The organism is Pseudomonas sp. BS3782 TE3695 (assembly GCF_050435305.1).
Lineage (GTDB): Bacteria > Pseudomonadota > Gammaproteobacteria > Pseudomonadales > Pseudomonadaceae > Aquipseudomonas.
The window spans coordinates 5,995,860-6,011,095 of the sequence record NZ_JBNDKB010000001.1; the positions used below are offsets into that span (position 1 = coordinate 5,995,860).

Annotated in this window: 12 protein-coding genes; 6 read left to right on the forward strand and 6 right to left on the reverse strand. The window is 55.5% G+C overall.

The genetic code is table 11. The features are described 5' to 3' along the window. Window positions 1–222: 222 nt before the first annotated feature. Window positions 223–1,713: a PIN domain-containing protein gene (locus ABH909_RS27190; protein WP_429439065.1), complete on the reverse strand. Its 1,491-nt coding sequence runs from the start codon at window positions 1,711–1,713 to the stop codon at window positions 223–225. A gap of 1,258 nt (window positions 1,714–2,971) precedes the next feature. Between ABH909_RS27190 and ABH909_RS27195 the strand changes: the two genes are divergently transcribed. Further along, a complete protein-coding gene (locus tag ABH909_RS27195; protein WP_429439068.1) occupies window positions 2,972–4,126 on the forward strand; it encodes a TIR domain-containing protein in 1,155 nt (384 codons plus the stop codon). Window positions 4,127–4,419: 293 nt separating this feature from the next. Further along, entirely contained in the window at window positions 4,420–4,749 is a 330-nt protein-coding gene (locus ABH909_RS27200; protein WP_429439070.1) for a hypothetical protein, read from the forward strand. A gap of 222 nt (window positions 4,750–4,971) precedes the next feature. Here ABH909_RS27200 and ABH909_RS27205 read toward each other — a convergent pair whose 3' ends face one another. The 3 genes from ABH909_RS27205 to ABH909_RS27215 all read right to left on the reverse strand — a co-directional run bounded on the left by ABH909_RS27205 (window position 4,972) and on the right by ABH909_RS27215 (window position 7,399). Beyond that, complete coding sequence (locus ABH909_RS27205) at window positions 4,972–5,469, reverse strand: DUF4411 family protein (RefSeq protein ID WP_429439072.1); 498 nt, start codon at window positions 5,467–5,469, stop codon at window positions 4,972–4,974. Next, on the reverse strand, window positions 5,466–6,602 hold the full coding sequence (locus ABH909_RS27210; protein ID WP_429439074.1) for an ImmA/IrrE family metallo-endopeptidase: 1,137 nt from the start codon (window positions 6,600–6,602) through the stop codon (window positions 5,466–5,468). Before ABH909_RS27210 ends, ABH909_RS27205 begins: the two co-directional genes overlap by 4 nt. A 455-nt stretch (window positions 6,603–7,057) precedes the next feature. Further along, a complete protein-coding gene (locus ABH909_RS27215; protein ID WP_429439077.1) occupies window positions 7,058–7,399 on the reverse strand; it encodes a potassium channel family protein in 342 nt (113 codons plus the stop codon). Window positions 7,400–7,791: 392 nt separating this feature from the next. Between ABH909_RS27215 and ABH909_RS27220 the strand changes: the two genes are divergently transcribed. Genes ABH909_RS27220 through ABH909_RS27235 form a run of 4 tightly spaced genes read left to right on the forward strand, consistent with a single transcriptional unit; the run spans window position 7,792 to window position 12,924 of the window. Continuing rightward, window positions 7,792–8,268, forward strand: coding sequence for a formate dehydrogenase subunit gamma (locus tag ABH909_RS27220; protein ID WP_429439079.1), 477 nt, complete (start codon window positions 7,792–7,794; stop codon window positions 8,266–8,268). Further along, entirely contained in the window at window positions 8,265–9,827 is a 1,563-nt protein-coding gene (locus ABH909_RS27225) for a formate dehydrogenase beta subunit (protein ID WP_429439082.1), read from the forward strand. The genes ABH909_RS27220 and ABH909_RS27225 overlap by 4 nt, the downstream gene beginning before the upstream one ends. Then, window positions 9,824–12,706 (forward strand): formate dehydrogenase subunit alpha, encoded by a 2,883-nt coding sequence (gene fdhF / locus ABH909_RS27230; protein ID WP_429439084.1) that lies wholly within the window; start codon window positions 9,824–9,826, stop codon window positions 12,704–12,706. The genes ABH909_RS27225 and fdhF overlap by 4 nt, the downstream gene beginning before the upstream one ends. Then, complete coding sequence (locus ABH909_RS27235; RefSeq protein ID WP_429439087.1) at window positions 12,703–12,924, forward strand: formate dehydrogenase subunit delta; 222 nt, start codon at window positions 12,703–12,705, stop codon at window positions 12,922–12,924. Before fdhF ends, ABH909_RS27235 begins: the two co-directional genes overlap by 4 nt. Before the next feature lie 188 nt (window positions 12,925–13,112). On the opposite strand, the gene ABH909_RS27240 is transcribed toward ABH909_RS27235, so the two are convergent. Both ABH909_RS27240 and ABH909_RS27245 read right to left on the reverse strand, forming a co-directional pair. Then, complete coding sequence (locus ABH909_RS27240) at window positions 13,113–14,498, reverse strand: ATP-binding protein (protein ID WP_429439090.1); 1,386 nt, start codon at window positions 14,496–14,498, stop codon at window positions 13,113–13,115. Continuing rightward, complete coding sequence (locus ABH909_RS27245; RefSeq protein ID WP_429439092.1) at window positions 14,495–15,205, reverse strand: response regulator; 711 nt, start codon at window positions 15,203–15,205, stop codon at window positions 14,495–14,497. The genes ABH909_RS27240 and ABH909_RS27245 overlap by 4 nt, the downstream gene beginning before the upstream one ends. Between the last annotated feature and the right edge of the window lie 31 nt (window positions 15,206–15,236).

A 15,236-nucleotide genomic window follows, 5' to 3' on the forward strand; every position in this document is an offset into this window, starting at 1 on the left:
CTGCTTGCCGAGAGAGAAAGCATTCTAAACTCGGTATTTGCCGTACCACGGGAAATTAGACCAGAAACACTGGATATTTTGCGTTAAACTCAAAACCGCATACAGTCCATGGCTAACGTACAACGGTCCGTCCTCAAGTCCGGTAGCTCGCATGTCCACTGCTATAAAACAACTAGATTAAAATAGTGAACCATGAAGCCAGCTGGAAGCTGTACGCTCACACTACCGCCCATCTGCGAGCCGCCTAATTAATTGCTTGGCAATTTCCATGGTTTCCGAAATCGTGACGCAGATTTTAATATTAACTCTCTTTTCAACTGACTCTGTCATGTTGGCTGAATCTATACGCAGTTCTAATGCCCCCTGATATACGGCAGCTCTGGGTTCAGTACGAATATAAAAATTAAAATCTTCCTTCTCAACTTGATGTCGCCACTGCTGGCACTCCAATGCAATAACAGTTTGTGGCACAGAGGGTCGCTCTGGCTTCCAATAAAATCGATTTTGATCTCTAGAAGTATTCAACCTAGCGAGGTTGGCAAGGTTAGGGCCTCCGTACTCCTTGCCATACATACTCTTCGGTATAAGGTCGTGTATGTCCTGTAGAGCTGAGAACATATTAACTTTTTTCCATGAGCCCTGGGGGGCTTTAGGTACTGCTGGAAGCTGTATCTCGGCTTTTAGATCCTTCATCAAACTTTTATAGCTATCCGTTGGGTATATCAGGAGAGGCCCCTTTGTTGAGAAGGTCGTCAATGCGTCATCTGCTGGTCTGGAGCCTATATTTTGTACCGAAATACATATTTCAGGCCAATTAGTTCTATAATTAAGCTGCGAGTGCAGGTTTACAAAAAAATCTGAACATTTGTTAAGCCAATCGGGATATATCGTATCTTCATAAGCGACTACATCATCTTCACTTGCGGATTTAAAAACATCCTTTGAGTTGAACCCTGAAAAAATAGAGGAGTAGACATCTTGGGGCGGAGGTTGTGTTTTTTTGCTGTCACCAAAGTCAGTTTCTACAGGGTATGTCAACTTCAATACTGTTAGCAATTCATCAATTTGGATATCGGATAACTGCTCATAACATTCAACAACGCAGTCGATACTTACCGTCTCCGTCTGATCATGAATGAATAAAATCTGAAATTTAGGCTCGGCGTTTTTATATTTACTCAATTCTGCCACTAAGGCGTTTGTGCGCTTATCAGACTCGTCAGTTTCGGGAGGAAGCAACCAATCATCCGGTATTACTTTAAAGGGGACTCCGACCAATTTAGAGCTTGCCATCGGCCCCGTATCATGAGTAAGAAGTGCGATTTGGTCCGCAGATTTAGTTTTCATTAAAGTTGATGTCACCCCCACCAACTGATCATCGCGCTCGTCATAACATAACTCATTACTCAACAAAATATCGGGCTTGAGATCCTGTCGAATTCGAATCACAACCCGTGGTTCTTTGCATCTAACCTCTATGTAATCGGTTTCTGAGACAAGTAAATCGCGGATAAGTGTCGAAGCTTTGCGAGCACGTTTAGCCACACGACCAGAGCCTTTACCCTTCTGATTATCGAGCTCTGCCTGTACCGGCCGCGTGATAAGAAGCTCAACTTCATCGAAGTCTAGGTATGCGGACCAATCCAATTCACGTGGTTCTTTACATTGAACAAAGAAATTTGTGTCGGGGATCAAATAAAGTATTTTCTTCACATCATTTCCTTATTTGTATGAGTCGAACATTGAACCGAGTTCCACCTTAGCAAACTTGATCATATGTTACACCTTCCGCTCTATGTTCGGGATAGTGCGAGCATTGGTCCGACTAGCCAAGCTGCTCAGCAATGTGCACAAGGCTGACCTCCTGACTTGAAAAATTGGACAGGGCGACGCTGAGCACAATAGTCTGAATGCAGCGTCTTGGGCGGTGAACAATTAGAGGATTAGCGAGTCCCCAGTGCGTTTATGGCTTGATGTATTGGCATTGATGCACAGCGATTGTCGAATTGAAATCTCGATTCCGTGATCGAATTCTAATGCCTACGGGATGATAGTTTTTATCAGTTCGCGGCCTTCGCGCTCATCGCAATTGCTTAATTTTTCTGTAACACCTGTTTGGCTCGTAACACGCGGCACAAGCGAGCCAAAAGCCAAGTGTAACATTAAAAAAACCTATAGAATTCAATACTTTAATTAAACTGAAACACCTGTAACACTTGTAACACCCTTTTTTGAACAACCTCCCCACGCCCCATCGTTAAAAGCGCCACCAGCGAAAGCTTCATAGGTATGGCATCGAATTCTAGAGGTTGTTAACGCTGGGGCCTCCAAACGGCTTGGTGTCTAGGCTATGCCGCCGAACGGGGCGAACAGAAGCGATGCTTCGAACCAGAGAGCCAAACCTCGCCAGGGCCCCTGAGCAGTTCCGATTGGTACGGGGTCGGAAACCCGCCGGACTTCGTTAGCGGACAAGTACCCAGCTTAGTGAACAGGTGAACCGGATGAACCCACAGTTCACCAGTGCAATTGCACAAGGTGTTGAGAGATCGCCGGGGCCCCTGGAGACTTCTGAATGACACGGGGCACAAAACCCGCGGAATCGTGCTAGCGACAGTTTTTCCTACGTCGGTTGACAGGTTGACGTGGTTGACACCATGTAGGTGTTCACTATCAGCAACAGACAAAGCCACTTTTACCAAAGCAGTAACGATGGCCCTTTTTCTTCAAGATCCTTTCAATTTCAACGACTGAAATTTCAGTAACTTTCAGCACCTCCCACTAACTCAGTCCCGCGGGTTTCCGACCCCGTGGTGTAACCAATTCCTCAGGGGCCCCCGGCCATTTTCGGATGCAGATCAGAAATTCGGCAATGGAAGCAACCAATATACGAAGCGTGGCCTACATTGTGAGGTGGCTATTCGGCTTTCCGGATTGCTGTGGATGACCATCAACGTTCAATCGGGAGATTACTGTGTCGCTGAAGATATTTCTGAGTTATGCGAAGGAGGACAAAGATATCGCACTGAAGTACTACGACCTTCTTACGCACGAAGGAATGCACCCTTGGATTGATCAGAAACACATTCTTCCAGGGCAAAATTGGGAGGCAGAGATCGACAAAGCCTTCCAAGATGCCCATGTGATAATTCTGCTACTCAGCAAAAAAAGCGTTGATAAACGGGGGTTTGTTCAGCGGGAAGCCAACGACGCAATCGAACGCCTACGATACAAAAAATCTACAGATATCTACGTCATCCCTTTGCTGCTTGAGCCATGTGACGTTCCCAGCAACATATCCGGGCGTCTGCAGTACGTTGACATCAGCACTACTGGCGCTTGGGAGCAGGTAAAAGCTTCTCTACTGCTGGCTGCAGAACAGCAATCGATAGAATTCGCTAACGGATTGGCAGCCGGCCCATTCAGCATTTTCTCTGAAGTCCTAGAGGACTACTGGGAGGGCGCACCAGGACACGACATAAAAATCGGATACCCGCGCTTCGAATCGGCGACGCGGCCTGAAGCTGCAAAAGAGCTATCGCTGTTCTTCGGTGGTCGGGCAACACGAGCGCTAATCGAGTCAAGGCAAAAACCGTGGGATCAAATGCCCGATTTCTTCACCGAACCAGGGGGTTACATGAGCCTGAATGGACGTTGGGAGGATTACGGTGTGGTGCATGCCACCGATCAGTTTTTGAGCCTTACGTATGAGGTGAGCTGGTACGGGGCAGGTGCGGCACATCCGAACTCGCATTTTGATACCTACAACTTCTCCATGCCCGAGCGGCTTCAATTGCTCACTCTCGACGATTTCTTTACGAATCAAGATGGTGCTGTCCAGCGAATAAGCGAACTTTGCATCGCCGAGCTGTGTCGGGAGCATTGGAGAAGATTCAGTGAGAGGCCAGATGATGAACAGCTTGAATGGTTCAACAGTGGCGCTGGAGCAAAAGCTTCCAACTTCAGCACGTTTACGGTGGACGCTGATCACTTCACCTTTCTCTTCGCCCCCTATGAAGTAGCGGCTTACGCATGTGGCAGATGGAGCGTTGATGTCTCTTTTTATGATCTGCTTGATTATTTGAAAGAAGACGGGCCTCATCTACTGGCGGTAAGGCAGAATGTGTAGTCATGGAGGAACCAGCGGCGGCAAACATCGTCAGCAGTATCCAATCTGTATCCCCGCTTGTATCCCTACCCGTATAATCACGCTGCAAGCCACGTAATATATGGAACCCGACAGTCTCCCTCGGGCACCAAAATTAAGAAAGGTCTTGCTTTGCAAGGCCTTTTTTTTCGCCTATAGAAAAGTGACCTCGCCCCGCCACCCCGTAGGAGCTGCCGAAGGCTGCGATCTTTTGATCTTGTCTTTTCGGTGCTGCTGCCCCAAACCGCTCGCTAACGAATCAAGGATTCACACCAATGGAATTGCCACTGGAAACCGTTGCCCTTTTCGCCTTCAAGCTCACTTATGAGACAGAAGGTGAAAGCCCGATTCTGCGGGACGATCCGATCATGAGTGATTATGAGCGGGAGGTGTTTGGGTTGTTGGTGCGTCGGGGTGATGTTGAGGGGATTCAGTTTAGAGTGGCGCATTGTGTGGGGTTGGCGATGGAGGCTATAGGTGGCGTTGATACACCGCTTGGACGTGAGCTGCATCGGTTGTCAGCTAATTTCAGCAATGCGCGGACGATGGAGCAGCTTAATGCGCCGCTCATTTCGCTTAAGGACTACTTGAAAGATATTCAGTGAATGATGATGCAATTGATCGAGAGCCTTTGCCTCTTGTTCAAGACGAGACGAAAACGCGCGCCTACGTCACTGAAACGGATTCTCTCAGTGCATGAACTTTGGATTACCCATATGTGTTTCAATTGACGGGCGAATACGTCATCGAGGTTCTTGTAACCGTTGAAGCGAATTTACACGCTCGATCCGCTGTTCGGTCGCTTCATCTTAAGCAAGTTACTTATTTCAAGCAGGCAACACAAACCTTGCTTCAAGTCTATGCAACAACTCGAACGTATTCAAAAAAGGAACATTCAGCTCCTTACAAATATTGGGAATGATGAATTTGCGTTTAGCATCGAGATTTAGCACTTCATGAGTAACGACTGTAGCCCCTGCAGTCATCGCTTTTGCAATTAACCAAGGGTCAGCACCCGCTAAAAACTCTTCCATAGCGCCTGTTTTCATTTTAGGAGCTTGATCTGCCACAAGCCCTGCAATACGCGCGAATGCCAGTTGCGTCTCCCGATCGGTGGTGGAGTGGAAGAAATCGGAATTTCCCTTTGCCCAACCCGCCAAATCGTCATTCCCTTTTGTTAGCTCATCCATTACAGGTGCAATACTGGCTAAAGCCAATGCTTTATTTTTAAGTAATAACCATTGCCAAAATCCAGGACAGATAGCCATCCCGTAGTAACGATTCTTTGCTTCGATCAGCGTGTTAGCGTCGAGTAAATGATTCATTCCGTAATCTTGTTGGCGAGAGTCCTTAATTTAGCAGGTTGCACGCCGAGCAAATTTCCCGCCTCGCGTAGCAGCATCCGGCCACTCATTGCTTCAGTCAGCACTGCCTTGCTTAGGCGGGGGCTGTTTTTCGCGGTGGCGTTACGGTAATAGTCACCCGCTCCACCTTTGTCATTCTGGAAAGCCTTTAGGATCATTCGGTAGTAAGCGCTGTAATGCGCTTGGCTTACATAACCCAGATCCAATGCTCGGCGCCCGATAGCCAATTTACTAATGTGAAACCGAGTGGCAAGCGGAGCTAAATTGTCTTCCCAGTTAACATCTGCGTTCCACAGGGCGCGGAACTGGGCTTCGGGAGCCAGAAATTCACCTGCAACTGCATTGCAGAATCGCTCCTCGTCTCGACCATTAGCAGTGTTTCCGTCAGACACCCCACTGCTACCAATCCAGATATGGGCCAGTTCGTGGAGTAAGGTGAACAACCGAGCGGTGGGTGCGTCGGAACTGTTAATGAATACAACGGGGGCGTAGGCATTACTGATGGCAAAACCCCGAAACTCGCTCACTTCAAGTTTTCGATGGGTATTTCCTAGCGCAATGCCACTGCGCATAACCAAAATGCCAGCCGCTTCTGCAGCCTCGATCAAGGCACGGCTGTATTTGTCGTAATCCAATCGAGCAATGTCAGGGTTCACGCCGAGGACCCGGCGGATATCGTCCACTACCTCTGCGACTTGAGACCGGCAATTGAAGCGCCCCACAAATGCCAGCGGCTGATGCTCCTGGTGTTGCAGATACTCCAGGTACCAGTCTTGCTTACGCATGGAATCCCTGACGGTGTCCAACAATTCCAGACTGGGACGTTGAGGCGCAATGCCACCGACGGTCCGAAGATCAGGTAAAGGCAGTTGTTCGACAGGCGGCTGCTGAAGAAACAGGAAGCCAAAAGGGATGTGAGCGAGACTCGCCCACTTTTGAGCCTGAAGGAATGTTGGTTTGGTCTCGCCAGCCTCCCATTCCTCTACTCGATCAGGTTTCACTGGCAGCTTTTTAGCAACCTGCTCAGTGGAGAGACCTGCGCGCTCACGAGACCAGGTGAGCAGGCTGGGATTGACTAAGGCAGCTTGGCTCATAGGGTCGCAGGCACATCAGATGGGGCCGGCAAACGTTCGAGAGCATCCTTGGCAGATGCAGCCGACTGACGCTGGTTCCGGTTATCTGGCATTGCCTTTCTCCTTGGCTATTTAAGATCGGGTTGTAGCGACTACAGATTAGTCGAGAAGCAGAGCTACCGACGGTAGGAGCGCGCGATTATGAGGTAAATTCACAACGACCCGAAGCGCAAATATGTAACCCGCAGACAGATGGTATTGACTTGTTTCAATGCGTGACTGCTTGCAATGACGACAGTGTATTCAGCATTGATGTTAGCTGACCTGGCGCTTTCGCGGGCAAGCCCGCTCCCACCGGGATTGTGCTTGACTGACAGGTATTTTTAGCCCCGAGACTGTCGTGGCTTTCGATCACTCAGTTCACAGCAAATACTGAGATACTTCATAGCGTATTTCCCCCTACGCCGCTGCTTCTCCTACTCCATCTGACCTTTCGCCCGCACCGCAATCTCAATCGCCCGAATACTGATCGCCGCAAATATCGCCGTCATCAGCACTCCGTTGAATCCCAGCAAAATCGCCAATATCCGCGAGACGCCCAGTTTGGGGACGAGTTCTCCATAACCGATGGTCAGGCCGGTCACGAACGCGAAGTAGATACCGTCAAAGGGATCCCATCCTTCCAGAAAGCTGATGATCAGGCCGAATAGCACAATAAAAAACAGCAGGATGGAAAAAATTGGCCAGACAACGTGAAAGTAGAATCTGACTGCTTTGTAGAACTCGCGACGGACGTGCGACGCATGAGTGGTGTTCATGTCATGGACCTCTTGGGACTAGCCTGACCGGCAATTGAATGCATGGCGTTTCAATACCCTCTCAGCTTGGCACAAGCGAGCTCAAGGACTGTCCGAAAGATGTTCATGAGCGAACGCCTCGGGCTGCGCTCTTCTAGACTTAACGGGTAGTCGTAGACAGAATCGAACACGTCGCTTTGGTGCAGATGAATCAAAGGCAGCATGGCAAGCTGCCTGATATGCCCTGAAGAGGTGCGGCAAAGACTGCACCGGGCCCAACAAGATGCCCGCTCAGGGTGCCTGGCCAACGGCCTGAAAATGCCACGATACCGTGACGTGGTGTGACTGCCGCAGCCGACACTTTCGGACAACTGACAACCGTCTGGTTTGTCCGTGATCGTGAGGAATGCTGTATGCCTGATGAGATGTTGCACCTGCCTATGGTCAACAGCCTGTTGGAGCGCCATAAACGCTCCCCCGGCGCACTGTTGCCGATCCTTCATGAGATTCAGGAGGGCATCGGTTACATCCCCGATGCCGCCATTCCCGAGATTGCCCATGCCCTCAACCTGAGTCAGGCCGAGGTGCGCGGGGTGATCAGCTTCTACCATGACTTCCGCACCGCGCCGCCGGCCCGGCATATTCTGCGTCTGTGTCGGGCCGAGTCCTGCCAGAGCCGCGGCGCCGAGCAGCTCGCGGCGCAATTGCGCGAACGCCTGCAACTGGACGACCACGGCAGCAGCGCCGACGGCAACATCAGTTTGCGCCCGGTGTATTGCCTCGGCGCGTGTGCCTGTTCGCCCGCTCTGGAGCTGGATGGTCAAGTGCATGCGCGACTTAATGCCGAGCGTCTGGATGCCCTACTCGACGCTTGCCGGGAGGACGCATGATGCCGGCTTTCTATCTGTCCTCTGATTCGCTGGCCCGTGCCGTGGGTACCGAAGAGGTTGCGGTAGCCCTTATCACCCACGCCCGGGGACGTTCTGTTCCCCAGGAATTGCAACGTACCAGTTCGCGCGGTCTGTATTGGCTGGAACCGCTGTTGGAGGTGGACAGCCCGCAAGGCCGTATCGGCTTCGGCCCGCTGACCGCCGCCGATGTACCTTCCGTGCTCGATGCGTTGCAAGGCGAGCCGTCCGCGCATCCACTGGCGTTGGGCCTGGTGGAAGAGTTGCCGTATCTCAAGACACAACAACGCCTGCTGTTTGCCCGCGCCGGTATTACCCGGCCTCTGTCGCTGGAGGATTACCGGGCTCACGGCGGCTTCGAGGGTTTGACCCAGGCCATCGCCCTGGGTGGCGAACAGACCGCGACTGAGGTGTTCGATTCAGGCCTGCGTGGCCGTGGCGGCGCAGCCTTCCCCGCCGGGATCAAATGGCGCACGGTGCGCGCTACCAAAGCGGCGCAGAAATACATTGTGTGCAACGCCGACGAAGGCGACTCCGGCACCTTCGCCGACCGCATGTTGATGGAAGGCGACCCCTTCCTGCTGATCGAAGGCATGGCCATTGCCGGTATCACCGTTGGCGCCACTTACGGCTATATCTATGTGCGCTCGGAATATCCACAAGCCGTCGCCGTGCTTCGCGCGGCACTGAACATCGCTCGATCTGCCGGTTACCTGGGCGCCAATGTCGCCGGCAGCGGTCAGGCCTTCGACATGGAAGTGCGCGTCGGTGCCGGCGCTTACATCTGCGGAGAGGAAACCGCGCTGCTGGATTCTCTGGAAGGCAAGCGCGGGATCGTTCGCGCCAAGCCACCGATCCCCGCCTTGCAAGGTCTGTTCGGCCTGCCGACTCTGGTGCATAACGTGCTGACCCTGGCCTCGGTGCCGCTGATTCTGGCCAAGGGCGCGCAGTTCTATCGCGATTACGGCATGGGCCGCTCCCTGGGCACCATGCCCTTCCAACTGGCGGGCAATGTTCGTCACGGCGGTCTGGTGGAACGGGCCTTTGGCCTGACCTTGCGGGAACTGGTGGAAGACTACGGCGGTGGCACCGCCAGTGGCCGGCCGCTGAAAGCCGCCCAAGTGGGTGGCCCCCTCGGCGCCTGGGTGCCGCCTTCGCAATTCGATACGCCGCTGGATTACGAAGCCTTCGCCGCCATCGGCGCGATGCTCGGTCACGGTGGCGTGGTGGTGGCTGATGACAGCCTGGACATGGCCCGCATGGCACGTTTCGCGATGCAGTTCTGCGCCGAGGAATCCTGCGGCAAATGCACCCCTTGCCGCATCGGCTCGACCCGGGGCGTGGAGGTGATCGACCGCCTGCTGGCCGCGCCTGACCAGGACAGTCGTGATGAGCAGGTGATCATCCTCAAGGACCTGTGCGACACCCTGCAATACGGTTCGCTGTGCGCGTTAGGCGGCATGACCTCCTATCCGGTCGTCAGCGCCCTCAAGTACTTCCCCGCCGACTTCGGTCTGCAGTCCTCGGAGGCCGACCAATGATCACTCTCTTCGATCCGAAAACCGATATCGACCTGGGTACCCCTGCCCGCGACAGCCAGGTGCAAGTCACCCTCAACATCGATGGCCGCAGCATCAGCGTGCCCGAAGGCACCTCGGTGATGCGCGCCGCCGCGCTGCTGGGCACGACCATTCCCAAACTGTGCGCCACCGACAGTCTGGAGGCCTTCGGCTCCTGCCGCATGTGCTTGGTGGAAATCGACGGCATGCGCGGTTACCCCGCGTCCTGCACCACGCCGGTCAGCGAAGGCATGAGCGTGCACACCCAGACGCCGAAACTCGCCACTCTGCGCCGCAACGTGATGGAGCTGTACATCTCCGATCATCCGCTGGACTGCCTGACTTGCTCGGCCAACGGCAACTGCGAGCTGCAAACCGTCGCCGGTCAGGTCGGGCTGCGAGAAGTGCGTTACGGCTATGAAGGCGACAACCATCTGGCGGATGTGAAGGACACTTCCAATCCCTACTTCGACTACGACCCGAGCAAGTGCATCGTCTGCAACCGCTGCGTGCGCGCCTGCGAAGAAACCCAGGGCACCTTTGCCCTGACCATTACCGGGCGCGGTTTCGAATCCCGGGTCGCGGCTGCCGGGGGCGAGAACTTCCTGGAGTCGGAATGCGTGTCCTGCGGTGCTTGTGTGCAAGCCTGCCCGACCGCGACGCTGATGGAAAAAAGCGTGGTCGAACTGGGTCAACCGGAACACAGCGTGATCACCACATGCGCCTATTGTGGTGTGGGCTGCTCCTTCCGCGCCGAGATGAAAGGCGACCAATTGGTGCGCATGGTTCCGGACAAAAACGGCCAGGCCAACCACGGCCACTCCTGCGTCAAAGGACGCTTTGCCTGGGGCTACGCCACCCACCCGGATCGCATCACCAAGCCGATGATCCGCAAGCACATCAACGACCCTTGGCAGGAAGTCAGCTGGGATGAAGCGGTGACCTACGCCGCCAGCGAATTCCGTCGGCTTCAGCAAAAATACGGCCGCGACTCTATTGGTGGCATCACCTCCAGCCGCTGCACCAATGAAGAAACCTACTTGGTGCAAAAACTGATACGCGCCGCCTTCGGCAACAATAACGTCGACACCTGTGCGCGGGTCTGCCACTCGCCGACAGGTTATGGCCTGAAACAAACCCTGGGCGAGTCCGCCGGCACCCAGAGTTTCGACTCGGTGATGCAGGCCGATGTGATTCTGGTAATGGGCGCCAACCCCAGCGATGCTCACCCGGTGTTCGCCTCCCAGCTCAAACGGCGCCTGCGTGAAGGTGCGCGGCTGATCGTCATCGACCCACGACGCATTGATCTGGTGGACTCGGTGCATGCACGCGCCGAACTGCACCTGGCGCTGCGCCCAGGCACCAACGTCGCGATGCTCAACGCCCTGGCCCACGTCATCGTCACCGAAGGCTTGCTCAAACAGGCCTTTATCGACGCCCGTTGCGAGGGCAGCGATTTCGCCCACTGGAGCGAGTTCGTCAGCCGCCCGGAAAACTCTCCGGAAACCCTTGGCGCCATCTGCGGCGTAGACCCTGCCGACATCCGCGCCGCCGCCCGTCTGTATGCCACCGGCGGCAATGCGGCGATCTACTACGGCCTGGGCGTCACCGAGCACAGCCAAGGCAGCACCGCCGTCATGGGCATCGCCAACCTGGCCATGGCCACGGGCAACATCGGCCGCGAAGGCGTGGGCGTGAACCCACTGCGTGGGCAGAACAACGTTCAGGGCTCCTGCGACATGGGCTCCTTCCCCCACGAGCTGCCTGGCTACCGGCACATTTCCAACGAAGTGGTTCGGGCGCAGTTCGAGCAGGCGTGGAATGTCACTCTGCAACCTGATCCGGGCTTGCGCATTCCCAATATGTTCGAGGCAGCACTGGGCGGTAGCTTTAAAGGCTTGTATTGCCAAGGCGAAGACATCGCCCAGAGCGACCCGAATACCCAGCACGTCACCGCGGCTTTATCAGCCATGGAATGCGTGGTGGTGCAGGATATTTTCCTCAACGAAACCGCCAAGTTCGCCCACGTGTTCCTGCCGGGCAGCTCGTTCCTGGAAAAAGACGGCACCTTCACCAATGCCGAGCGGCGCATTTCTCGTGTGCGTAAAGTCATGGAACCGCTGGGTGGCAAGGCCGACTGGGAAGGCACCGTAGCGCTGTCCAACGCACTCGGTTACCCGATGAGTTACCAGCACCCGTCAGAAATCATGGATGAAATCGCCAGCCTGACGCCGACCTTCACCAACGTCAGCTACACCGAACTGGATCGCCACGGCAGCCTGCAATGGCCGTGCAACGCCGCGGCACCGGATGGCACGCCGACCATGCACATCGAGGCGTTCGTGCGCGGCAAGGGCCGCTTCATGCTCACCGGTTACGTGCCTACCGAGGAAAAGGTCAACAGTCGTTATCCCCTGCTACTGACCACCGGGCGCATCCTCAGCCAGTACAACGTCGGCGCCCAGACCCGGCGTACCGACAACGTCGCCTGGCACCACGAAGACCGCCTGGAAATCCACCCGACCGACGCCGAGAGCCGTGGCATCAACGAAGGCGACTGGGTCGGCATCGGCAGCCGCGCCGGGCAGACCGTACTGCGTGCGCGGATCACCGAACGGGTAGCCCCGGGCGTGGTGTACACCACCTTCCACTTCCCTGAATCAGGGGCCAACGTGATCACCACTGACAATTCCGACTGGGCCACCAACTGTCCGGAATACAAGGTCACCGCCGTGGAAGTCAGCCGCGTCTACCACCCTTCCGAGTGGCAAAAACGCTACCAGGCGTTCAGCGACGAACAACAACGTCTGCTCGACGAACGCCGCCAGGCGCGTGGCGCTAAAGCGGAGGTACGCCGATGAGTACCGATAACCTGATCAAAATGGCCAACCAGATCGCCCAGTATTTCGCCAGCGAGCCGGATCAGAAACAGGCCGTGCTCGGCGTGCGTAATCACCTGCAGATGTACTGGACGCCCGGCATGCGCAAGGAATTGCTGGCCTGGCAGACAGCGCATCGGGGGGCAGACTTGCACCCACTGGCGCAGGCAGCGGTCAGTGGGGCGGGCTGGGAGGCTTAGGTTCACACGATCTTAAGCCTGACCGAAAAACCTGTGGGAGCGGGCTTGCTCGCGAATGCGATGTACCAGTCACCACCATCGTTGACTGACACACCGCTTTCGCGAGCAAGCCCGCTCCCACAGGAGTTGTGTGTCACTGGCTCGCATCTGGATTAGCCCCAATTTTTTGGGTCGTTTAATCGCTCAGTTCAAAGCAAATGCTGAGAGATCAGCTCTGAACTTGAATGCACCGGCAACACCACTAACGCCTCCAATCCGCCCATCGACCGATTACGCAGTGTCAGGTTGCCTCCGTGCTCGAGCACAATCGCCCGCGCCGCCGACAACCCCAAACCAACACCCCCGGTGCTTTTGTTGCGCGAGCCTTCCATCCGGAAGAACGGCACAAACACTTGTTCAAGGCAGGCATCTGGAATGCCCGGCCCACGATCCAGTATTTTGATCCGCACCTGGCCGGCGCTCGGGATCAGTTCAACGCCCGGTTCACTGCCGTACTTGATAGCGTTATCGAGCAAGTTGGTAACCACCCGTTTAAGCCCCAGCGGACGTCCGAAATACACCCACCGCAGCGGCCCGCTGAACGTAATGTCGACGCCCTGATCCCGGTAATCATCAAGCAAAGTTTGCAGCAGTTCCGCCAGATCAAACTGGGTCGCCGGCTCAAGCCGCGCATCATCTCGGAAAAACTCCAGCGCCGAATTGATCATTGCCTGCATTTCATCCACGTCACGAAACAGCCGTTGCTGTTGCTCGCTGTCTTCGATGAATTCGCCTCGCAAGCGCATCCGCGTCAGGGGCGCGCGCAGGTCATGGGAGATGGCGGCAAGCATTTGCGTACGGTCGCGGATGAAGTGCTGTAACTGGGCCTGCATGGCATTGAACGCGAGAATGGCCTGGCGGATTTCGTGGGGCCCGAGCGGCTCGATCGGCGGTGCGCGGAAGTCCACACCGAAGCGGCGGGCGCCTTCAGCGAAGCGCTGCAAAGGTGTGGCGAGGCGTCGGGTGGCGATCAGCGCGACCAGTGCGGTGGAGATCAACACCAGCAGGATGACGATCAGGTTGCGTGGCACTTCGTCGAGACCCCAACTGCGCGACGGCGCGGAGAACATCAGCCATGATGAATCCGATAGTTCGATCAGCAGCGCGTAATGCGCGTCCGCCGTGTGCTCCGGCCAGTCTGCCGGTTCATAGGCTTCGATGCGCCGGTCAGGGGTTTTGAGCATGGGCTGCAGAATGGTCGAGCCAATGTCAGACTTCGGATCGTCCACTGTCGGCAGATGGAGATCGCGCCGGTCAGGATGCCACGTGACAGTGAAGCCGTTCTCGTTGGCGGCTTGTGCCAATGGGTCACGCAGTGGCACCGGGGCGGCCTCGATGACGCGGGTGATGGCGGCGGCTTTTTCCAGCAAACCGATCTCGGTCAAGGGCGGGCGTGCCCATACACCGGCCAGTTGGATAAACAATCCGTTGAGCGCCAGGGAAATGAGCATGGCCAGGATGATCGTCAACGCGATCCAGCGCGCCACCGTATCTTGCGGCCATTCTCGGGGGCGAATCCGCTTCAGCCAGCTCATCGTCGCGTCACGCTGGGAGTAAACAGATAACCACCATTGCGCACGGTGCGGATCATCGCGGGCCGCTTGGTGTCGGACTCGAGTTTGCGTCGCAGACGACTGACCTGAACGTCGATGCTGCGATCGAATGCCTCATGGCATTGCCCCCGCGCCAGGTCCAGCAATTGTTCGCGGGTGAGAATGCGTTGGGGGTGTTCGACGAAGACCAGCAGCAAGTCGAACTCACCCGCCGACAGCGGGATCATCACGTTGTCCGGCGAGCGTAGCTCACGGCGGGTGACGTCCAGGTGCCAGTCGGCGAAATCAATCAGCGGCCGTGGCCGTTCCTGCGGTACCGGCCGGCGCTCGTCCACACGACGCAGCACAGCGCGCACTCGGGCCAGCAGTTCGCGGGCGTCGAAGGGTTTGGTCAGATAATCATCGGCGCCCAGCTCCAGGCCGACCACCCGATCACTGAGTTCGCCCATGGCAGTCAGCATGATCACCGGTATTGCGTGTCGAATCCGCAATTGCTGACACAGGATCAGGCCATTGTCGCCGGGCAACATCACGTCAAGAATGATCAGGTCTGGCGTCTGGCGCTCAATGGCCGCCCACAGTGACGCGCCGTCGGTGGCGACCTCAACGCTGTAACCGTGCTGCACGAAGAATTTTTTCAGTAGATCAAGAACTTCAAGGTCGTCGTCGACAATTAAAAGGCTGTTCACCAAAGGTCACTTAATGGGCGAATGGAACCGC

Bases quoted from the DNA above. Each gene is read 5' to 3' on its own strand.
- ABH909_RS27210 (WP_429439074.1), bottom strand. From the start codon at position 6,602: ATGAGCCAAGCTGCCTTAGTCAATCCCAGCCTGCTCACCTGGTCTCGT.
- fdhF (WP_429439084.1), top strand. From the start codon at position 9,824: ATGATCACTCTCTTCGATCCGAAAACCGATATCGACCTGGGTACCCCT.
- ABH909_RS27225 (WP_429439082.1), top strand. From the start codon at position 8,265: ATGATGCCGGCTTTCTATCTGTCCTCTGATTCGCTGGCCCGTGCCGTG.
- ABH909_RS27220 (WP_429439079.1), top strand. From the start codon at position 7,792: ATGCCTGATGAGATGTTGCACCTGCCTATGGTCAACAGCCTGTTGGAG.
- ABH909_RS27200 (WP_429439070.1), top strand. From the start codon at position 4,420: ATGGAATTGCCACTGGAAACCGTTGCCCTTTTCGCCTTCAAGCTCACT.
- ABH909_RS27235 (WP_429439087.1), top strand. From the start codon at position 12,703: ATGAGTACCGATAACCTGATCAAAATGGCCAACCAGATCGCCCAGTAT.
- ABH909_RS27205 (WP_429439072.1), bottom strand. From the start codon at position 5,469: ATGAATCATTTACTCGACGCTAACACGCTGATCGAAGCAAAGAATCGT.
- ABH909_RS27240 (WP_429439090.1), bottom strand. From the start codon at position 14,498: ATGAGCTGGCTGAAGCGGATTCGCCCCCGAGAATGGCCGCAAGATACG.
- ABH909_RS27215 (WP_429439077.1), bottom strand. From the start codon at position 7,399: ATGAACACCACTCATGCGTCGCACGTCCGTCGCGAGTTCTACAAAGCA.